This is a genomic window from uncultured Castellaniella sp. (genome assembly GCF_937988725.1).
In the GTDB taxonomy this organism is placed as follows: Bacteria; Pseudomonadota; Gammaproteobacteria; order Burkholderiales; family Burkholderiaceae_B; genus Castellaniella.
On record NZ_CALKHS010000009.1, the window covers coordinates 465,898 to 488,679 of the forward strand.

Consider the following 22,782-nt stretch of genomic DNA (forward strand, 5'->3'; position numbering starts at 1 on the left):
CAATGCGGCGCAGCACGAAATTTTCACATCCCAAAACCCTATTTTCATCATATGAAATAAGGCCGCGGCACGCAGTACAATGAGATCCGCATCGAAGCCGCCCGCGACAGGCTTTGCCGCGACGCCCCCCCTCCGTCTCCGGGATGCCGCCTGAGCGGCGCCCTCACAGAATCGCCTCATGCAGTCTTCTTCGCTCGAACACAGCCCGCTGGGCCGCGCCTCCTCCGGATCCGATCACTACGACCCGTCCCTGCTCTTTCCCATCGCCCGCGCCGACACGCGCGCCGGCCTGGATCTGCCGCAGGCTCCCTACGGATCCGATATCTGGAACGCCTACGAACTGTCCTGGCTGAACGCCAGGGGCCGGCCGGTCGCGGCCATGGGACGGTTCACCTTCCCCGCCGGCAGCCCGAACCTGATCGAATCGAAGTCCTTCAAGCTCTATCTGAACAGCTTCAACGACGAACGCTTCGAGTACCCGGAAATCGTGCAGCAGCGCCTGCAGACGGACCTCAGCCGCGCCAGCGGAAAATCCGTCCACGTGGAGATCCTGTCCGTGCGCCCGGCATTCGAACTGAGCTGCGCCCCGCTGCGCGGCGCCTGCATCGACGACCAGGACATCGATTTCCCCCCGACCGGCGCCCCGACCCCGGAAACCCTGGTCCTGTCGCAGCCCGCCCCCTTCGTGCGCGAGACCCTGGTGTCGGAATTGATGAAATCCAATTGCCCCGTCACCGGCCAGCCCGACTGGGCCAGCCTGCAGATCCGGTACGCCGGGCCGCGCATCGACCACGCGGGACTGTTGCGCTACATCGTGTCCCTGCGGCACCACGGCGAATTCCACGAACTGTGCGTGGAAAAGATCTACGGGGAAATCATGGCGCGATGCGCGCCGGAAGAACTGCTGGTGTACGCCCGCTACACCCGGCGCGGCGGGCTGGACATCAACCCCTGGCGGGCCAATTTTCAAGCCGAAGACATCGGACAGACCCGGACGCTGCGCCAGTAGCGCTGATCGCTGACGACACGGCGGACGACGGCGCGGCCCCGCAAGGCCGCCGATCCGATCGGCGGGGCCGGCCGGGGACGGCGTCGACGGAACCGGCTACTGGCGGCCCCGGTTGGCGGCGGCCATGAATTCATCCGCCGTCGGCACGGGCGCCCGAGTGAACAGGCTGACCCCGATGAACAGCGCCGCCGAAACCGGCAGCACCCATACGCCGGCCGACAGGCCCAGCGGCCGCAGGCCGGTGGCGAACAGGACCAGCACGACGGCGCTGCCGCCCAGGATGCTGGCCAGCGCACCGGCGGCCGTGCCCCGCCGCCAGTAGAACGCGCCGATGATGGCCGGCACCACGACCGCCAGGCCGGTGGATGCCGCCACCGACAGCACCGCGATCAGATTGAGCCGCAGTTCGGCGAAGAGCAGCGCCAGCACGGCGATGACGGCCAGCACCCATTTTCCGAAGCGCACTTGGCGCGCCTCGTCGCGATGCCCGGCGGCGTGGGCGTAGACGTCGCGCGACAGCATGGACGACAGGGTCAGCATGATGGAATCGATCGTCGAAATCGCCGCGGCCAGGATGCCGATCATGACGATTTCAGCCAGGATGGGCGGCACCATGTCCGAGCCCAGCAGGCGCGGAGTGGCCAGATCCGGCGAGGACAGGCCGGGCAGCGCGATCAGCGCGCTGAAGCCCCAGGTGACGGACACCAGGGTGTAGATCAGGCCGAAGCACAGGAAGCCGATCAGCATGCGGCGCAGGGCCGACAGGCTCCTGGGCATGAACAGGCGCTGGCTGACCTGCGGATTGGACAGGCTGAAGAAGAACCAGGGCAGCGTCAGGCCCAGGAAGGTGGCGAACGAGAAGAAACCGGGGCCGGGCACCGTGAGCACATCGCCCGGCGCCTGGCTGAGACGGTCGAACATGACGCCCAGCCCGCCCAGCTGATGCACCACCAGCAGGGCCACGGCCGTCGCGGAGACCAGCATGAACAGCGCCTGCAGGGCATCGGTCCACATGATGGAGCGCATGCCGGCGATGTACGAGAAGACCAGCGCCACCAGGGTGGCGAAGACGGTGCCGGTGGTGAAGCCGATGGCGCCGTGGCTCATGCCCGATAGCAGATAGCCCACCCCGGCCAGTTGCACGGCGGCGTAGGGGATGAGGAACAGGCAGTTGCTCAACGCCATGGACACCGCCACGGGCTTGCTCTGGTAGCGATGGCCCAGCATTTCGCTGGGCGTGATGAAGTCGTAGGCCTTGCCCACGCGCCAGAACTTCGGCCCGAAGACGGCGACCAGCGAAACCCCCACGAAATACACGATCTCGAAGCCGAAGGCCCCGACCCCCGCCTTGTAGGTCAGGCCCGCCAGACCCACCAGCATGAAGGCGCTGTACGTGGTCGCGCTGTAGCTGAGCGCCGACACGAAGCCGCCGAAGCGTCGCGCCCCCAGGAAGTAGTCGGACATGCTGACCGCGCCGCCCTTGGCGGACCCGCCCCGCGACAGCCAGGCGACATAGACGGCGATCGCCAGGTAGACGGCCACCCCGATCCAGAGGGAGCCGGCGCTCATTCCTCGTCCTCCCTGAAATCGCGCGTGGCGACGAGATTCAGGACGATCACCAATGCGCCGGCCAGAGTCCAGAACAGGAAGCTGCCGTACCAGGCGTTGACGCGATCCAGGAACAGGTAGGGGACCCCGTAGCACAGGAGTGCCAGGAGCCAGATGCATGCGAGACTCAGCTTTCTAGCCATGACGGATGGGAAGTGGAAGACCGATCAGCTGCGGCGCCGGATTTCCGGCCAGGCCTTTTGCAGGTAATAGCACATCGACCAGACGGTCAGGATGGCGGCCACGACGATCAGGACGGCTCCGATGATGTGGGTGGACACGCCCCGGATGGGCTGCCAGTACAGCAGACAGGGAATGGCGACCATCTGGGCGGCGGTCTTGAACTTGCCCAGGCGATGCACGGCCACGCTGCTGCTGGCGCCGATCTTCGCCATCCATTCGCGCAGGGCGGAAATCGTCAGCTCGCGTCCGATGATGACCAGGGCGATCAGCAGATCGACGCGACCCAGGTCCAGCAGGATCAGGAGCGCCGCCACCACCATCAGCTTGTCGGCGACCGGGTCCAGGAAGGCGCCGAAGGCCGAGGTCTGGTTCCAGCGCCGGGCCAGATAGCCGTCGAACCAGTCGGTGACGGCCGCCACGATGAAGGCGATGGCCGCCGCGCTGTCGCGCCAGCCGGAGGCGGTCCAGGCATCCGGCAAGTAGAACAATCCCACGAGCAGCGGGATCATGGCAATGCGCAGCCAAGTCAGGGCGATGGGGATATTGAACGGCATGATAGACGTAATACTACCCCAAGCCGATGGCCGGCACGCCGTCCGCATGCTGGAAAACAGCGGTATTCCGGCGGAATGAGGCCATCTTGCCGCATTCTTCAGCGCAAGGCGTGATAGATGCGCTCGGCCAGCTGGCGGGAAATGCCGTCCACGCTCGCCAGTTCGTCGATGCTGGCGTCCACGACTCCGGAGAAGCCGCCGAAGCGGGCCAGCAGGTTCTTGCGTCGGTGCTGGCCGACGCCTTCGATGTCTTCCAGGCGCGAGACGTTGCGGGCCTTGGCGCGGCGCGCCCGCATGCCGGTGATGGCGAAACGATGCGCCTCGTCGCGCACTTCCGCCACCAGCATCAGCGCGGCGGACTCCACCCCCAGCGCCACGGAGGGTCGGCCGTCGACGAAGACCAGAGTTTCCAGGCCGACCTTGCGGTGGTCGCCCTTTTTCACGCCCACGATGCGGCTGACGTCCAGGCCCAGCTCTTCGAACACCTGGCGGGCCACCCCGACCTGCCCTTCCCCGCCGTCGATCAGCACGATGTCGGGCAGGTCCGCGTCGCCGTCGGCCACCCGGCCATAGCGCCGGGTCAGGGCCTGGCGCATGGCGGCGTAGTCGTCCCCGGGCTCGATGCCGGCGATGTTGAAGCGGCGGTACAGGGAATGCTGCATGGCGTGGTTCTTGTACACCACGCAGGACGCCTGGGTCGCCTCGCCCGCCGTGTGGCTGATGTCGAAGCATTCGATGTGCAGGGCCGCCAGGGCGTCATCGTCCGTATCCAGGTCGAGCTCCACGGCCAGCGCCAGCGTGCGGGCCTCGCGGGCGCTGGACTCCGACAGACGCTGCGCCAGCGCCATGCGGGCATTGCGCTGGGCCTGTTCCAGCCAGGCGCGGCGGGCGCCCTGCGGGCGCGACAGGACCCGCACCTTGTGGCCGTGCTGCTCGGCCAGCATGGCGATCAGGTCGGGATCCGGCAAGGCGTGCGAACAGACCAGGACGGGCGGCACCGGGTTGTCGGCATAGTGCTGGGCCACGAAGGCCGCCAGCACGTCCTCGGCCGGTTCGTCCTGGGCCTGGGTGGGAAACAGGGGCTTGTCGCCCAGGTGGCGGCCGGCCCGCACCATGGCCAGATTGACGCACACCCGTCCGCCGGAAATCTCCACGGCAATGATGTCGGCGCTGTCCTCGCCCACCTGCTCCATGGTCTGCTGCTGCAGGACCTTGGCCAGCGCCCGCATCTGGTCGCGCAGCGCGGCCGCCTGCTCGAAATCCTGGCGCTCGGACGCCGCCATCATGCGCCGCTCGATATCCTCCAGCACTTCGGTGGTGCGGCCCTCCAGGAAGCGGATGGCGCGCTCGACGTCGGCCCGGTAGTCCTGCAGGGAAATCTTGTTCACGCAGGGCGCCGAGCACCGGCCGATCTGATGCAGCAGGCAGGGTCGCGTGCGGTGCGCGTAGACGCTGTCCTCGCAGGTCCGCAGCTTGAAGACCTTCTGCAGGATCTGGATGGTCTCGCGCACCGCCCAGGAATTGGGATAGGGACCGAAGAAATGCCCCTTGCCCTGGGTGCTGCCCCGGTAATAGACGATGCGCGGGGCTTCGTGGTCCGTGATGTGCAGGTAGGGGTAGGACTTGTCGTCCCGGAACAGGATGTTGTAGCGCGGCTTCAGGCGCTTGATGAGGTTGTTTTCCAGGATCAGCGCTTCAGCCTCGGTGCGCGTGACCGTGACCTCGGTGCGCGCGACCCGCGCCAGCATGTGCTCGATGCGCGGGCCGTGGCCGGTCTTCTGGAAATAGGAACTGACCCGGCGCTTCAGATCGCGAGCCTTGCCCACATACAGGACCTCGCCATCCGCGTCGATGTGCCGGTAGACGCCCGGCAGATGCGGCAGGTCAGTCAGAAAGGTTTTCAGATCGAAGGCTTCGGGCACGGAGATACCTGGGGTCGGACAGAAGCCCCGTCCAGTCGGGGGACGGGCGGGTCGGCATCAGGCGCCGGATGCGGCGCACGGCCTGGGAATCCAGGGGGCGGCCGTCCAGGGCCGCCAGCAGTTCATCGGCCAGATCGGGGCGGTTGCACACCAGCACCATGTCGCAGCCCGCTTCCAGCGCCGCGCGGGCGCGGGCATGGATATCACCAGCCACGCTGGCGCCTTCCATGGTCAGGTCGTCGGAGAACACCACGCCGTCGTAGGCGAACTGTTCCCGCAGGATGCCGGTCACCCAGCGGCGCGAGAAGCCGGCGGGTTCCGGCGCGACCTGGGGATAGATGACGTGCGCCGGCATCACGGCGGGCAGGACCAGGTCGCCCAGCCATCCATAGGGGGCCGCGTCCGCATCCAGGATGTCGGCCAGCGCACGGTCGTCCACGGGAATCGCGTGATGGGAATCAGCCGCGACGGCCCCATGGCCCGGGAAATGCTTGCCGCAGGCCGCCATGCCCGCCCGGGCCAGGCCCTGGATCAGGGCGCGGGCCAGCAGGGACACCACGGCGGGGTCTTCGTGGAAGGCGCGATTGCCGATCACCTGGCTGACGCCGTAATCCAGGTCCAGCACGGGCGTGAAGCTGAAATCCACCCCGCAGGCCCGCAGTTCGCTGGCCAGCACGAAGCCGGTTTCCGTCGCGCCGTGCAGGGCCGCCTGGGGGTCCTGTTCGTACCAGTGGCCCAGGGTCCGCATGGCCGGCAGCGGCGTGAAGCCGTCCGTGCGGAAGCGCTGCACGCGGCCCCCTTCGTGATCGACGGCGATCAGCAGGGGTTCCTGGCGGGCGGCATGGATGGCGGCGCACAAGGCCGTCAGCTGGGCCCGGTCGGCGAAATTGCGGGCGAAGAGGATGACGCCGCCCACCTGAGGGTGGCGCAGGCGCAGCCGTTCGGCGTCGGTCAGTTCCAGGCCGGCGACGTCCACCATGACGGGGCCGGGGGGTAAGCGATTCTGCATGAAGGTTCTAACGTCCCGTCTGATTAGTTCGCACGGCCGGGGCCGGCGTGCGCGCCGGCCATGCCGCGTTGCAAGTTCCCGCGCGGGTCAGGGCCGGCCATCGGGCGAGGATTCCGGCCGGCCTTCGACCACGACGAAGGCGGCCACCATGTCGGATTCATCGGTCATGGACACGTGCGAGCGCCCGAAGCGGGCATCGTACCAGTCCTTCAAGGGACCCGACAGATGGATTTCCGGCGCCCCTCCCCGGCGGTTCAGGATCTGCACCCGCGACCAGGTCATGGGCATGTGGATGCCCAGCCCGATGGCCTTGGAAAAGGCTTCCTTGGCGGCGAAGCGGGTGGCCAGGTACAGGATGCCGCGCCGGGGGTCGCGCGCCAGGCGCCGGGCGTGCACCTGCTGTTCGTCCAGCCCCAGCACGCGCCGCACGAAGCGGTCCCCGTGCCGCGCGTAGATGCGCTCGATGCGATCCACCCGCAGCAGATCCGTGCCGATGCCGGCAATGCCCGAACCAGACATCCGATCCCCCTATAGGCGCAGGAAGTGTTCCCGGTAGTGCTTCAGTTCATTGATGGATTCCTGGATGTCGGCCAGGGCCTCGTGCTTGCTGGCCTTGGTGAAGCTGCGGTAGACCTCGGGCTTCCAGCGCAGGGACAGTTCCTTGAGGGTGCTGACGTCCAGGTTGCGGTAGTGGAAATAGGCTTCCAGGCGCGGCATGTACTTCACCATGAAGCGCCGGTCCTGGCCGATCGTATTGCCGCACATGGGCGACTTGCCGGCGGGGACCAGCGGCGCCAGGAATTCCAGCAGGATGTCTTCCACCCTGGATTCGGTCAGGGTCGACGCCTTGACCCGTTCGATCAGGCCGCTCTTGCCGTGCGTGGACTGATTCCATTTGTCCATGCCGTCCAGCACGGCGTTGTCCTGATGCACCACCAGCACCGGGGCCTGGGCGACTTCCGTCAGGTCGGGTTCGGTGACAATCAGGGCGATTTCCAGAATGCGTTCTTTTTCGGGATCCAGGCCGGACATTTCCATATCCAGCCAGATCAGGCGCTGATCGTTCGCAGCCATCACCTATAATCCTTTCAACTGAAAACCCGATTTTCGCATATTGGCCGGACGGACATGCTGACCTCCCTGTTTCTCGCCTGCCTGATCGGCGACCTGCTGATCCGCTACTGGCTGGCCCGCCGTCAGATCCGTCACGTCCTGGCTCACCGCGACACCATCCCGGCCGCATTCGCCGACCACATCAGCCTGCGAAGCCACCAGCGGGCGGCCGACTACACCGTCGCCCGCTGCCAGCTGTCGATGATCGAGCGCATCGCCGAAGCCGCCATCCTGCTGGCTCTGACGCTGCTGGGCGGGCTGCAGGCCCTGGACATCGCCCTGGGCCGCGTGATCGAACACGAACTCTGGCGCCAGCTGGCGCTGGTCGGCTGCGTGCTGGCCCTGCTGGGGGCGGTCGGCCTGGTGTTTTCCGCCTGGCGCACCTTCCGGCTGGAAGCGCGCTACGGCTTCAACCGCATGACGCCGCGCCTGTTCCTCACCGACGCCCTGAAGATGCTGCTCATCACCTTGGCGCTGGGCGCCCCGCTGCTGGCGGCCATCCTGTGGATCATGGGGGCGACCGGCACGGACTGGGCCTGGTGGGCCTGGGGCGTATGGGTGGCCTTCAACCTGCTGGTGCTCTGGCTGTATCCCAGCTTCATCGCGCCAATCTTCAATCGCTTCACTCCGCTGGACGATCCCGAACTCAGCCAGCGCATCCACGCCCTGGCGCAGCGCTGCCATTTCGGCCTGTCGGGCCTGTTCGTGATGGACGGCTCGCGCCGCTCGGCGCACGGCAACGCCTATTTCACCGGCTTTGGCCGCCACCGTCGCATCGTCTTCTTCGACACCCTGCTCTCGCGCCTGAACGCCGACGAGGTCGAGGCCGTGCTGGCCCACGAACTGGGCCATTTCGCCCACCACCACATCCTGCGGCGCATCGTGGTCAGCTTCGTCACCGCGGGCATCTTCCTGCACCTGCTGGCCTGGCTGTCCACTCAGCTGTGGTTCTATACCGGCCTGGGCATCGTGCCCCAGCTGGGCCGGCCCAACGACGGGCTGGCGCTGGTGCTGTTCATGCTGACCCTGCCGGTCTTCACGTTCTGGGCCACGCCGCTCGCCAGCCTGCTGTCGCGCCGGGACGAATTCCAGGCGGACCGCTACGCGGTCCGGCAATGCGGCCCGGAACCCCTGAGCAGCGCCCTGGTCAAGCTCTACGACGACAACGCCGCCACGCTGACGCCGGATCCCCTGCATTCCGCCTGGTACGACAGCCACCCCTCGGCGGCCGTGCGCATTGCCCACCTGCGCCATGGCTAAGCCGGCGCTGCAGGGTCGCGTCGTCGCAGCCCACGGGCGCCACTACCGGGTCGCCATCGACCATACGGACCAGTTGCGCCAATGCTACCCCCGGGGCAAGAAGACCGGCATCGCCGTGGGCGACCGGGTCAGCGTCCTGCCCGAAGGCGAACAGGAAGGCGCGATCACGGAAATCCTGCCGCGCCGCAATCTGTTCTACCGTTCCGACGCCCAGCGCAGCAAGCTGTTCGCCGCCAACATCGACCAGCTGCTGCTGGTGCTGGCGTCCGAGCCGGAATTCTCCGAGGACCTGCTGGGCCGCGCCCTGGTGGCGGCCAGCAGCGCCGACATTCCGGCCCACATCGTGCTGAACAAGTCCGATCTGCCGACCACCGCCGCCGCCCGCGCCCGGCTGGCGGCCACCGAGGCGCTGGGCGTGCCGGTGCACACATTGTGCGCCCTGGATGCCGCCCAGGTGCATGAACGCCTGGAGCCGCTGCTGCGGGGACGCTGCACGCTGCTGCTGGGCCAGAGCGGCATGGGCAAATCCACGCTGCTCAACGCCCTGGTGCCCGACGCCCAGGCCGCGACCCAGGCGCATTCCATCGCCCTGGGCACGGGCCGCCACACGACCACCCACACTCGCCTGTACGCCCTGCCAGGCGGCGGCGACCTGATCGATTCCCCGGGATTCCAGGCTTTCGGCCTGCAGCATCTGGGGCCGCAGGACATCGAACACGGCTTTCCGGAATTCGCCCCCGCCGTCGCCCAGTGCCGCTTCTACAACTGCACGCACCAGCACGAACCCGGTTGCGGCGTGCTGGCGGCCGTGACCCGGGGGGAAATCTCCGCGCAGCGCCACGCGCTGTACCTGCGCATCCTGGCGGAAAACGAGGCCGCCCGGCGCTACTGACCGTCGGTGGACACACCCGCCGAGGCGGCCAGGAAATAATAGAGATTGCGGATCAGGATGGCGGTGGCGCCCCAGATGAAGTAGGACTGCCAGCGCACCGAAAAATAGCAGCGGCCATGCCCCCACGCCGTCTGCAGCTGATGCAGGCGGTGCTGGGTGGGATCCATCAGCACGCTCAGGGGCACTTCGAAGACCTCGGCGACTTCGGCCTGATCCGCGGTCACATGAAATCCCGGCAGCAGTTCCCCCACCACCGGGGTCATCACGAAATGCGTGGTCGTCAACAGGGCGGGCTGCACCCCCATGATCTGGACGAATCGCCGGTCCACGCCGATCTCCTCGCGGGTTTCTCGCAGCGCGGCCGCCACGGCGTCGGCATCGGTGGATTCGATGCGTCCGCCCGGAAAACTGATCTGTCCGGCGTGATCATGCAGATGCGCGGCCCGCCGGGTGAACAGGACATTCAGGCCGGTGTCGCGCTGCACCAGGGGCATCAGGACGGCGGCCCGCCGCGCCTGGGCCAGGGCGGGATTGTCGGGCAGGAAGGCCTGGGCGAAGAGCGGTTCGACATGCCAATCGACTGATCGGCCAAAGGCTTGGCGGATGAAGTCCAGCCGCAGGCAGTCCGGTGGCAGGGGCGGCAGGGGGTTGCCCGGCAAGATGGGCTGGGCGGCCGGATCAAAACCTGCGGATCGTACGGCATCCGGGGAAGAAATCGGGAGCGTCATGACATCCAAAAGTAAACCGAACCGCACATCACTGCAACACCCATCCGCCCGCCCCGTCCGAAAGACAGTCCGCCGCCATCCATCCGCGCCGCGGATGCCACGGCGCGCCAAAAACAAAGGCACCCATCCGGGTGCCTTCGAGGAACAGCGTCGTCGCCTGGATCAGGCGGACTTGCGGACCAGCTTTTCCTTGATGCGGGCGGCCTTGCCCGTACGACCGCGCAGGTAGTAGAGCTTAGCACGGCGGACATCGCCGCGACGCTTGACTTCGATGGAAGCGATCTGCGGGGAATACAGCTGGAAGGTGCGTTCCACGGCTTCGCCGGAGGAGATCTTGCGCACGGTGAACGCGGAATTCAGGCCACGGTTGCGGCGGGCGATGACCACGCCTTCGTAAGCCTGGGCGCGCTTGCGCGTGCCTTCGACGACGTTCACGCTGACGACCACGGTGTCGCCCGGGCCGAATTCGGGAATGGCGCGGCCTTCGGTCAGGCGCGCAATTTCTTCTTGTTCAAGGGTTTCGATGAGATTCACGGTAGCTCCGAAAGCATCTTGGATACGGCTATGAAATGAGATTGATGCCGTAGCAGAGGATGCGGTAAACACGTGATTATATCAGAAGCCCGCCGCCACACCCAGCCACATCAGGCCAGGAACCATGGCGGCCCAGACCAGCACCATGAGGACATCGCCCGCCAGCGCCGCCAGACGGCGCCAGCCGATGCCCAGGGCCCGGCGAGGCCGGCGCGCCGCAGCCGCCTGGCGGGCCGGCATGGCGGACGGCGCCGATGCCGCCGGGCGCCGCGCAGCCCCGCGCCCGCTGGAACGGCCCGCGAGCCGGCCGCCCCACGACCTGCCCGGCACCCAGGGCCCCTGCAAGGCGCCCGCCGCATCCCCAAGCGGAATGCCTGCCGCGCCGCGCCCTGCCCATGCCATATCCAAGCCCATTGATCCAGCCATGTCGAGTCTCCTGTGGGTCCGGCGCGCCTGCGCCGGAACTGTGCTTTCATCCAGTAGTCAGGATACTGTACAAAGAAACAGTGCTTCATGCAAGAGAAAAAAAACCGGCCTCGAAGAGGCCGGTTTTTCATGGGCGCGATCCGGGGATTACCGGTTCGGCTGCGGGGTCGTGCGCAGGTAGGGGCGCACTTCCTTGTAGCCCTTCGGGAATTTTTCCTTCAGGACGGCGGGGTCCTTGATCGACGGCGCGATGATGACGTCCTCGCCCGGCTTCCAGTTCACCGGGGTCGCGACACTGTAGTTGTCCGTCAGCTGGAGGGAATCCAGCGCCCGCAGGATTTCATCGAAGTTGCGGCCGGTGCTGGCCGGATAGGTCAGGATCAGGCGGATCTTCTTGTTCGGATCGATCACGAACACCGAGCGCACCGTGGCCGTGGTGCTGGCGTTCGGGTGGATCATGTCGTAGAGCGTGGCGACCTTGCGGTCCTCGTCGGCCAGGATCGGGTACTGGACATCCGTGTTCTGGGTGTCGTTGATGTCCTTGATCCAGTCGATGTGGGATTGCTTGCCATCCACCGACACGGCGATCACTTTGGCGCCGCGCTTGGCGAAGTCGCCCGAGACGATGGCGGTATAGCCCAGTTCGGTGGTGCAGACCGGGGTGAAATCGGCGGGATGGGAAAACAGCACTCCCCAGCCATTGCCCAGCCATTCATGGAATTTGATTTTGCCGAGGGAAGATTCCTGTTCGAAATCGGGGGCGACATCGCCCAGACGCAGCGTAGCCATCAATCACTCCTGTATCAAGTCTCTGTCGCCCGGAGGATCCGGGCGGCGGATTGGTTTAGACACTTAAGATTCTTGCAGAATATAGGAGGCTGTTGAAATACATCTAAGTCATAATTATATCCGCGCCTGACGCACATAGCGATCCGCCAGGCCGCCGGCCTGGATGGCGTCGTTCAGCGCCGCCGCCCGGGGCAGCACGTGCGCGGCGTACTGCACCGCCGTGGCGATCTTGCCGGCGTTGAACGGATCGGCGGCTCCGGCCCGGATGGCGGCCGCCGCGGCCAGCGCGGCGCGCCCCAGCTGCCAGCCGGCATGCACCGTGCCCGCCAGCATCAGGCAGGGCACGCTGCCCGTGAACACGCCGCGGATGTCCTCGCGGATATGGCCCAGGACAAAATCCACGGCCGCCTCGTAGGCGCGGGCCGCGTCCTCCAGGCGTTGCGCGATCAGTTCCAGGGCGTCCGCATGCGCGCCCCCCGCCGCCCTCAGGGCCGCCACGGTGTCCCGCACGCCTGCGATCTGTTCCCGCGCGACCTTGCCGCCGTCGCGCACGATCTTGCGGCCGATGAAATCATTGGCCTGGATGGCCGTGGTGCCCTCGTAGATGGGCAGGATGCGGGCATCGCGGTAATACTGGGCGGCGCCGGTTTCCTCGATGAAGCCCATGCCGCCATGCACCTGCACTCCCAGGGACGCGACCTCGACGGACGATTCCGTGGAAAACGCCTTGACGATGGGCACGGAATATTCGTAGATCGCCCTGGCCTGCGCGCGGACCGATTCGTCCGCCGCGTGCGCGGCCTTGTCACGGTACCCGGCGGCCACGTAGGCGACGGCCCGGGCGCCTTCGGTCAGGCCGCGCATCACGCCCAGCATGCGAGCCACATCGGGGTGGCGGGCGATCGGCACCGGGCCGTCCGAGCCCTCCAGGGCATTGCCCTGGACGCGCTCGGCCGCATAGGCGGCGGCGTGCTGCAGGGCGCGCTCGGACACGGCCACCCCTTGCAGGCCCACCGCGTAGCGGGCCGCATTCATCATGATGAACATGTATTCCAGGCCGCGATTTTCCTCGCCGATCAGGTAGCCGACCGCGCCCTCGCCGACTTCGCCCTTGCCCGACCCGTATAGCAGCACGGCGGTCGGACTGCCATGGATGCCCAGCTTGTGTTCCAGCGAGGCGCAGTAGACGTCGTTGCGCTTGCCCAGGCCGCCGTCGTCATTCACCAGGAACTTCGGCACGATGAACAGCGAGATCCCCTTGACGCCCTTGGGCGCGTCGGGGGTGCGGGCCAGCACCAGGTGGATGATGTTCTCGGCCAGATCGTGATCCCCGTAGGTGATGAAGATCTTCTGGCCGCTGAGGCGATAGCTGCCGTCATCCTGGCGCACGGCGCGGGTCTTCAGCAGCGCCAGATCGGACCCCGCCTGGGGTTCGGTCAGGTTCATAGTGCCGGTCCAGCGGCCTTCCAGCAACGGGGGGATGAAGCGGGATTTCTGTTCCGCCGTCCCGACCATGGAGAGGGCCTCGATCACGCCGTCGGTCAGCAGCGGGCACAGGGAGAACGACAAATTGCCGGCATTCAGGCTCTCGGTCACCGGCGCCGAGACCAGCTTCGGCAGGCCCTGCCCGCCGAATTCCGCGTCATGCGGCAGGCCCTGCCAGCCGCCCTGGGCGAAAGCCCGAAACGCGGCCTGGAAGCCGGGCGTGGTCCGCACGGCGCCGTCCTGCCACCGGGCGGGCTGTGTATCGCCGGTCCGGTTCAGCGGCGCGATCTCCTGTTCGACGAAACGGGCGTTTTCCTCCAGCACGGCATCCACGAGATCGTCCGAGACCTCCTCGAAACCGGGCAGCGCCAGCACGCCGGACAGATCGGCCAGTTCGCGCAGAACGAAACGGATATCCTGAATAGGAACCTGGTATGTCATGACAATTCCTGTGATGCGCGAAGCCCGGCCGCCGGCCGGTCGCCCCGCAAGAAGCGGAACGGGCCTGCGCGGCCCGTTCCGGAGTGCGCAATCAGAGCGCCTTGACCAGTTCGGGCACGGCCTCGAACAGATCGGCCACCAGGCCGTAGTCCGCCACGCCGAAGATCGGCGCCTCGGCGTCCTTGTTGATGGCGACGATGACCTTGGAATCCTTCATCCCGGCCAGGTGCTGGATGGCCCCGGAAATCCCGACGGCCACGTACAGTTGCGGCGCGACGATCTTGCCGGTCTGGCCGACCTGCCAGTCGTTGGGCGCGTAGCCGGCGTCCACCGCCGCGCGCGAAGCGCCCAGGGCGGCCCCCAGCTTGTCGGCCAGCGGGTCCAGGATCTTGAAGTTTTCCGCGCTGCCCAGGCCGCGCCCGCCCGACACCACGACGGACGCCGCCGTCAGGTCGGGGCGATCGCTCTTGGCGAGTTCGCGGCCCACGAAGGACGACTTGCCCGAATCGGCCACGGCGCTGACGGATTCGACCGCCGCGCTGCCGCCTTCGGCCGCCGCCGGATCGAATGCCGTCGTGCGCACCGTGACGACTTTCTTCGCATCCGCCGATTGCACCGTCGCCAGCGCATTGCCGGCGTAGACGGGACGCACGAAGGTATCCGCCGATTCCACGGCGACGATGTCGGAGATCTGCGCCACATCGAGCTTGGCCGCCACGCGCGGCGCGACGTTCTTGCCCGAGGCGGTCGCCGCGAACAGGATGTGGCTGTAGTCGCCCGCGACCGCCAGCACCTGGGCCGCCAGATTTTCCGCCAGCGCATCGGCCAGGGCGGGGCCGTCGGCCAGCAGGACCTTGGCCACGGAGGCCGTCCCGGCGGCTTCCTGAGCCACGGCCTGGGCGCCGGAACCGGCCACCAGCACGTGCACGTCGCCCCCCAGCGCCACAGCCGCCGTCACGACGTTGCGGGTCGCGGCGCCCAGACGGGCGTTGTCATGTTCAGCAATAACCAGAATGCTCATTCAGACCACCTTCGCTTCGTTTTTCAGTTTGTCCACCAGGGCCGCCACGTCGGGCACGATCACGCCCGCCGAGCGGCTCGGCGGTTCCACGACTTTCAGGGTCTTCAGGCGCGGGGCCGGATCGACGTTCAGGTCCGCCGGCGACACGGTTTCCAGCGGTTTTTTCTTGGCCTTCATGATGTTGGGCAGCGTCACGTAGCGCGGCTCGTTCAGCCGCAGGTCGGTCGTGATGATCGCCGGCAGCGTCAGGCTGAGGGTTTCCAGGCCGCCGTCGACTTCACGGGTGACCTGCACGCGATCGCCCTGCACTTCGACCTTGCTGGCGTTGGTGGCCTGGGGCCAGTCCAGCAGCGCGGCCAGCATCTGGCCGGTCTGGTTGGCATCGTCGTCGATGGCCTGCTTGCCCAGGATCACCAGCTGCGGCTGTTCCTTCTGCGCCAGCGCGGCCAGGATCTTGGCCACCGCCAGAGGCTGCAGTTCGACATCCGTCTGCGCCAGCACGCCGCGATCGGCGCCGATGGCCATGGCGGTGCGCAGGGTTTCCTGGCATTGCGCCACCCCGCAGGATACGGCAACGACTTCCGCGGCCACGCCCTTTTCCTTCAGACGGGTGGCTTCCTCGACGGCGATTTCGTCGAACGGATTCATGGACATTTTGACGTTGGCGATATCCACGCCAGTGTGATCGGATTTCACGCGGACCTTGACGTTAAAGTCAACAACGCGCTTGACCGGTACCAGGACCTTCATCGAGCTAACTCCAGAATGGAAAGAAAAGGGAATGCATGCGCCGCAAGACGGCGGAAGCCACGTCGGCGCAGCACGGACATCAGTAACCTCCCAGCGCCCGCACGTGCGCCACCGCGCTGCGCCCCAGGGCGGAAAGATCGTAGCCGCCTTCCAGGAAGCTGACGATCCGCCCCTGGGCGAATTCGTTGGCCACCTCGACCAGGCGTTCGGTGATCCAGGCGTAATCCGCCTCGACCAGTTTCAGGCTGCCCATATCGTCTTCGCGATGGGCGTCAAACCCCGCCGACACCAGGATCAGTTCCGGCCGGAAGCGACGCAGGGCCGGCAGCCAGTGCTGCAAGGCCAGATCGCGCACGACCGCGCCGTCGGAATAGGCATCCACGGGAATGTTGATCATATTCGACCCCGGATGTTCCTGGCGGGTGTTGGGGAACAGGGGGTATTGATAGAAGCTGCACATCATGACACGATCTTCGTGCAGGAAGGCTTCTTCGGTGCCGTTGCCATGATGCACGTCGAAATCGACGATGGCCACGCGCTGCAGACCATGACGGTCCAGGGCGTAGCGGGCCGCCACGGCGATGTTGTTGAAGAAGCAGAACCCCATGGCCTGGCCGGGCCGGGCATGGTGGCCGGGCGGCCGGATGGCGCAGAACGCCGTCTGGGCGCGCCCCGCCAGGATCTCGTCCAGGGCGGTCAGCCCCGCGCCCGCCGCGGCCCACGCCGCCTGCAGGGTCTCCGGGTTCATGATCGTGTCGGGGTCCAGCGGGAAATACCCATGCGCCGGCGCATGCTGGCGCAGAAAGGCCAGATATTCGGGAGTGTGCACCCGCAGCACGTCATCCGGAGTCGCCGGGCGGGCCTGCCGTTGAGACAGGAAATCCATCAGCCCGCTGGCGACCAACTGGTCGGCCACCGCATCCAGGCGTTGAGGGCATTCGGGGTGCCACGCACCCATTTCATGCAGGCGGCAGGCGGGATGAGTAATATAGAGCGTCTCCATAAGGGCGATTATGTTCAGACCAACCCGTATTTTGCAAGTTGCCGTAGCGTCGCTATTTTTATCCGGCTGCGCCAGCAGCAACAACGGTCACACTGTATCGGACACTGGCAGCACCGTAAATCAAACAACCGTTTCAAACGATCGTATTAATTCTAGCAGAACCCCGGGCGCGCTCCAAGCGGCATCGACGCCCGGCGATTTCCTGGGCCCCAACGGGCGGCTGCTGCCCGAACTGGAAGCCTTCGCCCGCCAGACGGCCCAGGCGCAGGGCGTCCCGCCCAGCCAGGTCGAGGCCTTGCTGAAAACCGCGAAATACAACGCCACGGCGGTGCGCCTGATGACGCCGCCGGCCCGCCAGGGCCGCATCCGCCGGGCCTGGCTCAGCTACCGCCAGCGGCATGTGGACCCCATCCGTATCCGCCGGGGGGCGGCCTTCTGGCAGGATCACCGCCGCGCGCTGGAACAGGCCAGCGTCCGCAGCGGGGTTCCCGCCTCCATCATGGTCGCCATCATCGGCATCGAAACGGTCTACGGCCAGTACACCGGCGACCACCGGGTGCTGGACACCCTGACCACGCTGGGATTCCGCTACCCCGATCCGTCCCGCCCCGAACGCCAGGCCATGTTCCGCGAACAGCTGGCCGACCTGATCCTGCTGGATCACCAGAGAAAACTGGACGCCTACACCGTCGAAGGCTCTTTCGCCGGCGCCATGGGGCTGCCGCAGTTCATGCCCGGCAGCCTGATGCGCTACGCGGTGGACGGCAACGGAGACGGCCGGGTGGACCTGGCGGGCAATACGGACGACGCCATCGCGTCGGTGGGCAATTTCCTGAAGGAGCACGGCTGGGTGCGCGACGTGCCGGTCTTCGCGCCGGTCAGGCTGCCGGCGGACGCCGCTCGGCTGGCGCAGGACGGCCTGACGCCTCTTAGCGACTGGCCCCGCCTAAAGGCGGCGGGCGCCCAGGCGCTGCCCGGCGGCGGCACGCGCTGGCAGACCCAGGCGCTGGGGGTGATCGACCTGCAGGACGAGATCCGGGGCACGCACGATTACCGCACGGCGACGCCCAACTTCTTCGCCATCACCCACTACAACCGCAGCTATTTCTATGCGGCATCCGTCGCCGATCTGGCCCGGGAGATCCAGGCCAGGACCGGGTTCTGAGGCACGGCGGCCGCATCCCGCCGCCTCGGCCGGGGCCGGCGGATCCGTCCGGACAAGCCGCCTTCCGGCCGGATCGCCCTAGCCGAACACCCCGGTGGACAGGTAGCGGTCGCCCCGGTCGCAGACGATGAACACGATCGTCGCGTCGCGCACCGTGGCGGCGACCCGCAGGGCGGCCACGGCGGCCCCGGCCGACGAGATGCCGCCGAAGATGCCTTCCTCGGCGGCCAGGCGGCGCGCCATGGATTCCGCCTGATCCTGGGTGATGGGTTCGAAGGCGTCGACTTCCGCGGGATGATAGATGCTGGGCTGATAGGCTTCCGGCCATTTGCGGATGCCCGGGATATGGGCGCCGTCGGCCGGCTGGGCCCCGATCACCTGGATCGCGGAATTGCGGGACCGCAGGTAGCCGCCCACGCCCATGATGGTGCCGGTCGTGCCCATGGCGCTGACGAAGTGCGTGACCTGGCCGTCGGTCTGTTCCCAGATTTCCGGCCCCGTGGTCTCGCGGTGCGCCCGGGGATTGTCTTCGTTGGAAAACTGGTCCAGCACGAAACCCCGGCCTTCGGCCTGCATGCGCAGGGCTTCGTCCCGGGCGTATTCCATGCCGCCCTGGTCGGCCGGGGTCAGGATCAATTCCGCGCCGTACGCCGTCATGGCCGCGCAGCGTTCCTGGGAAGAATTGTCGGGCATCAGCAGGATCATGCGATAGCCGCGCACGGCGGCGGCCATGGCCAGCGCGATGCCCGTGTTGCCGCTGGTGGCCTCGATCAGCGTGTCGCCCGGCCGGATGTCGCCGCGCAGTTCCGCCTGGCGGATCATGCTGAGCGCGGCGCGGTCCTTGACCGAGCCCGCCGGGTTGTTGCCTTCCAGCTTGGCCAGGATGACGTTGCCGCGCGGGGCGCCGGCTTCCCCCGGCAAGCGCTGCAGACGCACCAGGGGTGTGGAGCCGACGATGTCTTCGATGGTGGGGTAGGTTTTCATGCCCGAAATCATACACCCGCCCCGGGCGGCTCACGCCGCATGTCCGGCCTGGAAATAAGCTTATGCCGCCAGGGCCGGACAAGCCGCCGTGGCGGCCGGACGTCCGGCCCTGGCGCGGCGGGAAAGCGCCGGCCGTATCCCGCGCGCTCAGCGCTTCGGCGCAGGCGTCCGGCCCTTCGAAGATCCGGCGGCGGCCGCACCCGCCGCGTCGGCGGGACGGGCGGCCCTGGCCGCCTGCGAGGCCGCCCCGCCCTGCCCCGACAGCCGGGTTCCTCCGCCATCGATGGTCAGCCCGGCGGACTGCAGCGCCTGGGCGCGGCGCGGGCCGATGCCGCGCACGCGGTCCGACAGATCGGCGAAGGACAGATAGCGTCCGCCCCGGGAACGTTCATCCAGGATGATCTGCGCCGTCTTGGGCCCGATGCCCCGGATGCCCCGCAGTTGATCCAACGTGGCGGTGTTCAGGTCCACGGCGCCGGCGGCGCCGGCCCAGGTCAGCGCCGCCAGGCCGGCGGCCCGCAGCACGCGGGACACGCGCGGCGCGGACGGCAGGCGGACCCGCCGCCGGCGAACGGGCAGGACGGCCGCGCCCTGCGGGATCGAGGGCTGGGCCACGGTGCTGTGCAGGAAGGGATTCATGGCAGGACTCCTGAAAAGAGAGGGATGTCCGGCCATGATGCCTCGGGCGGCAGGAGTGCGGAGACGGGCTTGATCGGAATTGTCATACGCCGATCGCGACCCGCCGGAAGGACGTCAGATGCGCAGCTGCCCCGCGTCCATCAAGCGCCGCACGTAGTCGCTGACGCCGGTCTGCACGTCGCAGAAAGGCTGCGAGTAGCCGGCGGCGCGCAACTGGGAGAGATCGGCCTGGGTGTGGCTCTGATAACGCCCCTTCAGGTCATCTGGGAAGGCGACATAGCGCAGCTGGCCGCCCCCCACGAGTTCTTCCAGCGGCAAGGCCAGTTGCCCCTGGTGCACCCGCAGGCTGTTGACGACGGTCTGCGCCACGTCGTTGAAGGGCTGGGCGCGGCCCGTGCCGCAATTGAAGATACCCGACACGTCGGGATGGTCCAGGAAATGCAGATTGACCTTCACCACGTCGTCGATATAGACGAAGTCGCGCTGCTGGCCGCCATCCGGATAGCCGTCCCAGCCGCCGAACAGGCGCACGTGGCCTTGATCGACGTACTGGTTCATGTTGTGGAAGGCCACGGAGGCCATGCGGCCCTTGTGCTGTTCGCGCGGGCCGTAGACATTGAAATAGCGCAGCCCGACGACCTGGGCGGTGAGCGTGTCCATGCGGCGGCGCAGCACCTGATCGAACAGCAGCTTGGAATAGCCGTAGACGTTCAGCGGCGATTCGTGGGCGGGGTCCTCGATGTACTGCGGCCCCGCGCCATACACCGCGGCCGACGAGGCATACAGGAAAGGGACCTCGCGGGCCTGGCAGTATTCGAACAATTCCAGCGTCACGCGAAAATTGTTGTCCATCATGAACTGGCCGTTGCGCTCCGTCGTGTCCGAGCAGGCCCCCTGGTGGAACACCGCGTCGGGGCGCGGCAGTTCGCCGGCCAGCACGCGGCGGCGGAACTCGCCCTTGTGCAGATAATCGGCGATCTTCAGATCGACCAGATTGCGGAACTTGTCGCCGTCCGTCAGGTCGTCCACGACCAGGATGTCCTCGACCCCGCGGCCGTTCAGGCCCCGCACCAGATTGCTGCCGATGAAGCCGGCGGCGCCCGTTACCACGATCATGATGACAACTCCTCTGCGGTCACGATGGACGTGCCCAGTTTACCCACAACGATGCCCCCGGCCCGGTTGGCCCAGGCCATGGCATCGTACCAGCCCAGTCCGGCGGCCCGCATGACCGCCAGCGTGGCCAGCACCGTATCGCCGGCGCCGGAGACGTCGAAGACTTCGTGCGCCTGGGCGTCCACATGCTGGCGCCCCGCTTCCGTGTAGAGCGTCATGCCCTGTTCGGATCGCGTGATCAGCAGGGCTTCCAGCGCCAGTTCCCGGCGCAGGGCCTGCGCGCGGTCGGTGAGATCGCCCTCGGAATCCCAGCGGCCCACGGCGTCCTGCATCTCGCTGCGATTGGGCGTGACCAGCGTCGCGCCCACATAGCGCTTGTAGCGATGGCCCTTGGGGTCCACCAGCACCGGCACCCCGGCGTCCCGGGCCGCGCGGATCAGGGTTTCCACCTGACCCAGGGCCCCCTTGGCGTAATCGGACAGCACCAGCAGGTCGTAATCCGCCAGCCGCGCCCGCAGGCCGGCTTCCAGGGCCTGCAGGGCGCGCGGCCCCGGGCCTTGTTCAAAATCCACTCGCAGCAGCTGCTGCTGGCGGCCCAGCACCCGCATCTTCAGGGTGGTGTCCATGCCGTCCGCATCCTCGACCAGGCCATCCTGGATGCCGGCCTCGCGGATCAGGGTCCTGACCCGGGCCCCGGCTTCGTCGGCGCCGATGATGCCCAGCAGGCCGACCCGGGCGCCCAGGGCGGCGATGTTGCGGGCGACGTTGGCGGCCCCGCCCAGGCGATCCTCGCGGCGGGCGACGCGCACCACCGGCACGGGCGCTTCGGGTGAAATGCGGTCCACCTCGCCGAACCAGTAGCGGTCCAGCATGATGTCGCCGGCCACCAGGATCCGGGCCGCGCGCGCGGCCGACAAGGGAAAGGACGTCATCGGATTTCCTCCAGGCGCCGCGGGCGGTAGGTTTCCCAGGCGTTGCACCCCGGGCACTGCCAGTAATACCGGCGCGCCTCGAAGCCGCACTGGCTGCAGGCGTAGCGGTCCAGGCGCTGCGTGTGTTTATGAATCAGGCTGCGCAGCAGGCCCAGATCCGCGCCGGGCACCAGCCGGTTGTCGGCCGCCGGCGCGCCTTCCTGGGAGAGTTCGACTTCCAGCAGGCGGTCCAGGCCCAGCAGGGAGGGATGCGCGCGCAGGGCCTCGCGGGCGAAGGCCCAGGCGGGATCCGCGCCGTCCTGGGTGCGCAGGGCGCGGAAGATGACGTTGAACAGATCCAGGGTGGGCACGCGGGCATACTGCGCCTGCAGCAGTTCCAGGCCTTCGGTCCCCCGGCCCAGGGCGGTGTAGCAGGCCAGCAGCGGCCCGGCCACCAGGCCGGCATAATCGGGCGCGGTCCCCAGCACCTCCTGCAGGTACGCCCGCTGGGATTCCAGGTCGCCGCGCCGCGCCGACCACTGCGCGCGCAGCAGGCGCACCCGGGTCTCGGACGCGGGCGTCGTGCCGTTCTGGCGGACGGCGTGGTCCGCGGCATCCAGCGCCTGGGCGGCGGCGTCGAAATCGATGGGATCGGCTTCCAGCAATGCCTGGGCGCGCTCGCAATGATAGTGGGCCAGCTGCGGCACCGGCTCGTCCACGCGGCTGCGCAACTGCTGGACCGCGTCGATGGCCCTGGGCCAGTCGTGTTCGGATTCGTAGATGCGGATCAGGGCGCGGATGGCTTCCTGGGCATGCCGGGTGTGGATGATGGCCTGGAAGCCCTGTTCGGCGCGATCCAGCAGACCCGCCTTCAGAAAATCCTGGGCCAGTTCCAACTGGGCGTTTTCCCGATCGGCCAGGGGCAGGTCTTCGCGGGCCAGCAGGCTTTGGTGCACGCGGATCGCGCGTTCGATCTCGCCCCGGCGGCGGAACAGGCTGCCCAGGGCGAAGTGCAGTTCGGTGGTTTCGGGATCGAGCTTGGCGACCTCGATGAAAGCGTCGATGGCGCGGTCGGGCTCTTCATTGAGCAGAAAATTCAGGCCCTTGAAATACGAGTCCGGCAAGGCGCGGGTTTCCGACAGCATCTGCCGGAAATCGAAACGCGCCGCCAGCCACCCCAGTCCGAACAGGACGGGGACGATGATCAGCCACCAGGGTTCGAAATCCACGATGCCCCCGG

At 67.5% G+C, this 22,782-nt stretch carries 24 protein-coding genes; 4 read left to right on the forward strand and 20 right to left on the reverse strand.

Annotation, left to right across the window (positions count from 1 at the left end):
- Positions 1–178: 178 nt before the first annotated feature.
- The gene (gene queF, locus Q0263_RS09725; protein ID WP_298015570.1) at positions 179–1,009 is read left to right on the forward strand and encodes an NADPH-dependent 7-cyano-7-deazaguanine reductase QueF; all 831 of its coding nucleotides are present in this window, start codon (positions 179–181) and stop codon (positions 1,007–1,009) included.
- Between the two features lie 96 nt (positions 1,010–1,105).
- On the opposite strand, the gene Q0263_RS09730 is transcribed toward queF, so the two are convergent.
- The 7 genes from Q0263_RS09730 to orn all read right to left on the reverse strand — a co-directional run bounded on the left by Q0263_RS09730 (position 1,106) and on the right by orn (position 7,359).
- Positions 1,106–2,578, reverse strand: coding sequence for a sodium:solute symporter family protein (locus tag Q0263_RS09730; protein WP_298015571.1), 1,473 nt, complete (start codon positions 2,576–2,578; stop codon positions 1,106–1,108).
- Positions 2,575–2,760 (reverse strand): hypothetical protein, encoded by a 186-nt coding sequence (locus tag Q0263_RS09735; protein ID WP_298015572.1) that lies wholly within the window; start codon positions 2,758–2,760, stop codon positions 2,575–2,577. The genes Q0263_RS09730 and Q0263_RS09735 overlap by 4 nt, the downstream gene beginning before the upstream one ends.
- A gap of 24 nt (positions 2,761–2,784) precedes the next feature.
- The gene (pgsA, locus tag Q0263_RS09740) at positions 2,785–3,354 is read right to left on the reverse strand and encodes a CDP-diacylglycerol--glycerol-3-phosphate 3-phosphatidyltransferase (protein ID WP_298015573.1); all 570 of its coding nucleotides are present in this window, start codon (positions 3,352–3,354) and stop codon (positions 2,785–2,787) included.
- A 98-nt stretch (positions 3,355–3,452) separates the two neighbouring features.
- On the reverse strand, positions 3,453–5,276 hold the full coding sequence (uvrC, locus tag Q0263_RS09745; protein ID WP_298015574.1) for an excinuclease ABC subunit UvrC: 1,824 nt from the start codon (positions 5,274–5,276) through the stop codon (positions 3,453–3,455).
- Entirely contained in the window at positions 5,239–6,285 is a 1,047-nt protein-coding gene (gene nagZ, locus Q0263_RS09750) for a beta-N-acetylhexosaminidase (protein ID WP_298015575.1), read from the reverse strand. The genes uvrC and nagZ overlap by 38 nt, the downstream gene beginning before the upstream one ends.
- Before the next feature lie 87 nt (positions 6,286–6,372).
- Positions 6,373–6,804 carry a holo-ACP synthase gene (gene acpS / locus Q0263_RS09755; protein ID WP_298015576.1) on the reverse strand — a complete coding sequence of 144 codons (432 nt, stop codon included), beginning with the start codon at positions 6,802–6,804 and terminating at the stop codon, positions 6,373–6,375.
- A 9-nt stretch (positions 6,805–6,813) separates the two neighbouring features.
- Positions 6,814–7,359 carry an oligoribonuclease gene (gene orn / locus Q0263_RS09760; RefSeq protein WP_298015577.1) on the reverse strand — a complete coding sequence of 182 codons (546 nt, stop codon included), beginning with the start codon at positions 7,357–7,359 and terminating at the stop codon, positions 6,814–6,816.
- Between the two features lie 54 nt (positions 7,360–7,413).
- On the opposite strand from orn, the gene Q0263_RS09765 reads away from it, so the two are divergent.
- Positions 7,414–8,658 carry a M48 family metallopeptidase gene (locus Q0263_RS09765; protein WP_298015578.1) on the forward strand — a complete coding sequence of 415 codons (1,245 nt, stop codon included), beginning with the start codon at positions 7,414–7,416 and terminating at the stop codon, positions 8,656–8,658.
- Positions 8,651–9,550 carry a ribosome small subunit-dependent GTPase A gene (rsgA, locus tag Q0263_RS09770; RefSeq protein WP_298015579.1) on the forward strand — a complete coding sequence of 300 codons (900 nt, stop codon included), beginning with the start codon at positions 8,651–8,653 and terminating at the stop codon, positions 9,548–9,550. Before Q0263_RS09765 ends, rsgA begins: the two co-directional genes overlap by 8 nt.
- Here rsgA and Q0263_RS09775 read toward each other — a convergent pair.
- From Q0263_RS09775 to Q0263_RS09810, 8 genes are all read right to left on the reverse strand, one after another.
- On the reverse strand, positions 9,544–10,278 hold the full coding sequence (locus Q0263_RS09775; RefSeq protein WP_298015580.1) for a CoA pyrophosphatase: 735 nt from the start codon (positions 10,276–10,278) through the stop codon (positions 9,544–9,546). The two genes, rsgA and Q0263_RS09775, sit on opposite strands and share 7 nt — an antisense overlap.
- Positions 10,279–10,440: 162 nt before the next feature.
- On the reverse strand, positions 10,441–10,812 hold the full coding sequence (gene rplS / locus Q0263_RS09780) for a 50S ribosomal protein L19 (RefSeq protein WP_298015581.1): 372 nt from the start codon (positions 10,810–10,812) through the stop codon (positions 10,441–10,443).
- An 81-nt stretch (positions 10,813–10,893) separates the two neighbouring features.
- Complete coding sequence (locus Q0263_RS09785) at positions 10,894–11,238, reverse strand: hypothetical protein (RefSeq protein ID WP_298015582.1); 345 nt, start codon at positions 11,236–11,238, stop codon at positions 10,894–10,896.
- Between the two features lie 147 nt (positions 11,239–11,385).
- Positions 11,386–12,027, reverse strand: coding sequence for a peroxiredoxin (locus Q0263_RS09790; protein ID WP_298015583.1), 642 nt, complete (start codon positions 12,025–12,027; stop codon positions 11,386–11,388).
- Positions 12,028–12,141: 114 nt separating this feature from the next.
- Positions 12,142–13,953 carry an acyl-CoA dehydrogenase gene (locus tag Q0263_RS09795; RefSeq protein ID WP_298015584.1) on the reverse strand — a complete coding sequence of 604 codons (1,812 nt, stop codon included), beginning with the start codon at positions 13,951–13,953 and terminating at the stop codon, positions 12,142–12,144.
- 91 nt (positions 13,954–14,044) lie between these two features.
- Positions 14,045–14,974, reverse strand: a complete 930-nt coding sequence (locus Q0263_RS09800; protein WP_298015585.1) for an FAD-binding protein — start codon at positions 14,972–14,974, stop codon at positions 14,045–14,047.
- Positions 14,975–15,724, reverse strand: a complete 750-nt coding sequence (locus tag Q0263_RS09805) for an electron transfer flavoprotein subunit beta/FixA family protein (protein WP_298015586.1) — start codon at positions 15,722–15,724, stop codon at positions 14,975–14,977.
- A 79-nt stretch (positions 15,725–15,803) separates the two neighbouring features.
- On the reverse strand, positions 15,804–16,727 hold the full coding sequence (locus tag Q0263_RS09810) for a histone deacetylase family protein (RefSeq protein ID WP_298015587.1): 924 nt from the start codon (positions 16,725–16,727) through the stop codon (positions 15,804–15,806).
- A gap of 10 nt (positions 16,728–16,737) precedes the next feature.
- Between Q0263_RS09810 and mltB the strand changes: the two genes are divergently transcribed.
- Complete coding sequence (gene mltB / locus Q0263_RS09815) at positions 16,738–17,892, forward strand: lytic murein transglycosylase B (RefSeq protein WP_298015588.1); 1,155 nt, start codon at positions 16,738–16,740, stop codon at positions 17,890–17,892.
- Between the two features lie 78 nt (positions 17,893–17,970).
- Here the strand turns inward: mltB and cysM are convergent, their stop codons facing one another.
- The 5 genes from cysM to lapB all read right to left on the reverse strand — a co-directional run bounded on the left by cysM (position 17,971) and on the right by lapB (position 22,771).
- Complete coding sequence (gene cysM, locus Q0263_RS09820; protein WP_298015589.1) at positions 17,971–18,876, reverse strand: cysteine synthase CysM; 906 nt, start codon at positions 18,874–18,876, stop codon at positions 17,971–17,973.
- Positions 18,877–19,023: 147 nt separating this feature from the next.
- Positions 19,024–19,515, reverse strand: a complete 492-nt coding sequence (locus tag Q0263_RS09825) for a helix-hairpin-helix domain-containing protein (protein WP_298015590.1) — start codon at positions 19,513–19,515, stop codon at positions 19,024–19,026.
- Between the two features lie 114 nt (positions 19,516–19,629).
- Complete coding sequence (rfaD, locus tag Q0263_RS09830) at positions 19,630–20,631, reverse strand: ADP-glyceromanno-heptose 6-epimerase (RefSeq protein ID WP_298015591.1); 1,002 nt, start codon at positions 20,629–20,631, stop codon at positions 19,630–19,632.
- Positions 20,628–21,563 carry a D-glycero-beta-D-manno-heptose-7-phosphate kinase gene (gene rfaE1, locus Q0263_RS09835; RefSeq protein WP_298015592.1) on the reverse strand — a complete coding sequence of 312 codons (936 nt, stop codon included), beginning with the start codon at positions 21,561–21,563 and terminating at the stop codon, positions 20,628–20,630. The genes rfaD and rfaE1 overlap by 4 nt, the downstream gene beginning before the upstream one ends.
- Complete coding sequence (lapB, locus tag Q0263_RS09840; protein WP_298015593.1) at positions 21,560–22,771, reverse strand: lipopolysaccharide assembly protein LapB; 1,212 nt, start codon at positions 22,769–22,771, stop codon at positions 21,560–21,562. Before lapB ends, rfaE1 begins: the two co-directional genes overlap by 4 nt.
- Between the last annotated feature and the right edge of the window lie 11 nt (positions 22,772–22,782).

What these genes read in the sequence shown, in the direction of transcription:
- rsgA (WP_298015579.1), top strand. Translation starts at nt 8,651, where the DNA reads ATGGCTAAGCCGGCGCTGCAGGGTCGCGTCGTCGCAGCCCACGGGCGC.
- Q0263_RS09810 (WP_298015587.1), bottom strand. Translation starts at nt 16,727, where the DNA reads ATGGAGACGCTCTATATTACTCATCCCGCCTGCCGCCTGCATGAAATG.
- queF (WP_298015570.1), top strand. Translation starts at nt 179, where the DNA reads ATGCAGTCTTCTTCGCTCGAACACAGCCCGCTGGGCCGCGCCTCCTCC.
- acpS (WP_298015576.1), bottom strand. Translation starts at nt 6,804, where the DNA reads ATGTCTGGTTCGGGCATTGCCGGCATCGGCACGGATCTGCTGCGGGTG.
- pgsA (WP_298015573.1), bottom strand. Translation starts at nt 3,354, where the DNA reads ATGCCGTTCAATATCCCCATCGCCCTGACTTGGCTGCGCATTGCCATG.
- mltB (WP_298015588.1), top strand. Translation starts at nt 16,738, where the DNA reads ATGTTCAGACCAACCCGTATTTTGCAAGTTGCCGTAGCGTCGCTATTT.
- rfaD (WP_298015591.1), bottom strand. Translation starts at nt 20,631, where the DNA reads ATGATCGTGGTAACGGGCGCCGCCGGCTTCATCGGCAGCAATCTGGTG.
- Q0263_RS09775 (WP_298015580.1), bottom strand. Translation starts at nt 10,278, where the DNA reads ATGACGCTCCCGATTTCTTCCCCGGATGCCGTACGATCCGCAGGTTTT.
- Q0263_RS09785 (WP_298015582.1), bottom strand. Translation starts at nt 11,238, where the DNA reads ATGGCTGGATCAATGGGCTTGGATATGGCATGGGCAGGGCGCGGCGCG.
- orn (WP_298015577.1), bottom strand. Translation starts at nt 7,359, where the DNA reads ATGGCTGCGAACGATCAGCGCCTGATCTGGCTGGATATGGAAATGTCC.
- Q0263_RS09805 (WP_298015586.1), bottom strand. Translation starts at nt 15,724, where the DNA reads ATGAAGGTCCTGGTACCGGTCAAGCGCGTTGTTGACTTTAACGTCAAG.
- nagZ (WP_298015575.1), bottom strand. Translation starts at nt 6,285, where the DNA reads ATGCAGAATCGCTTACCCCCCGGCCCCGTCATGGTGGACGTCGCCGGC.
- Q0263_RS09795 (WP_298015584.1), bottom strand. Translation starts at nt 13,953, where the DNA reads ATGACATACCAGGTTCCTATTCAGGATATCCGTTTCGTTCTGCGCGAA.
- Q0263_RS09735 (WP_298015572.1), bottom strand. Translation starts at nt 2,760, where the DNA reads ATGGCTAGAAAGCTGAGTCTCGCATGCATCTGGCTCCTGGCACTCCTG.
- rfaE1 (WP_298015592.1), bottom strand. Translation starts at nt 21,563, where the DNA reads ATGACGTCCTTTCCCTTGTCGGCCGCGCGCGCGGCCCGGATCCTGGTG.
- Q0263_RS09765 (WP_298015578.1), top strand. Translation starts at nt 7,414, where the DNA reads ATGCTGACCTCCCTGTTTCTCGCCTGCCTGATCGGCGACCTGCTGATC.
- Q0263_RS09825 (WP_298015590.1), bottom strand. Translation starts at nt 19,515, where the DNA reads ATGAATCCCTTCCTGCACAGCACCGTGGCCCAGCCCTCGATCCCGCAG.
- Q0263_RS09730 (WP_298015571.1), bottom strand. Translation starts at nt 2,578, where the DNA reads ATGAGCGCCGGCTCCCTCTGGATCGGGGTGGCCGTCTACCTGGCGATC.
- Q0263_RS09790 (WP_298015583.1), bottom strand. Translation starts at nt 12,027, where the DNA reads ATGGCTACGCTGCGTCTGGGCGATGTCGCCCCCGATTTCGAACAGGAA.
- cysM (WP_298015589.1), bottom strand. Translation starts at nt 18,876, where the DNA reads ATGAAAACCTACCCCACCATCGAAGACATCGTCGGCTCCACACCCCTG.
- Q0263_RS09800 (WP_298015585.1), bottom strand. Translation starts at nt 14,974, where the DNA reads ATGAGCATTCTGGTTATTGCTGAACATGACAACGCCCGTCTGGGCGCC.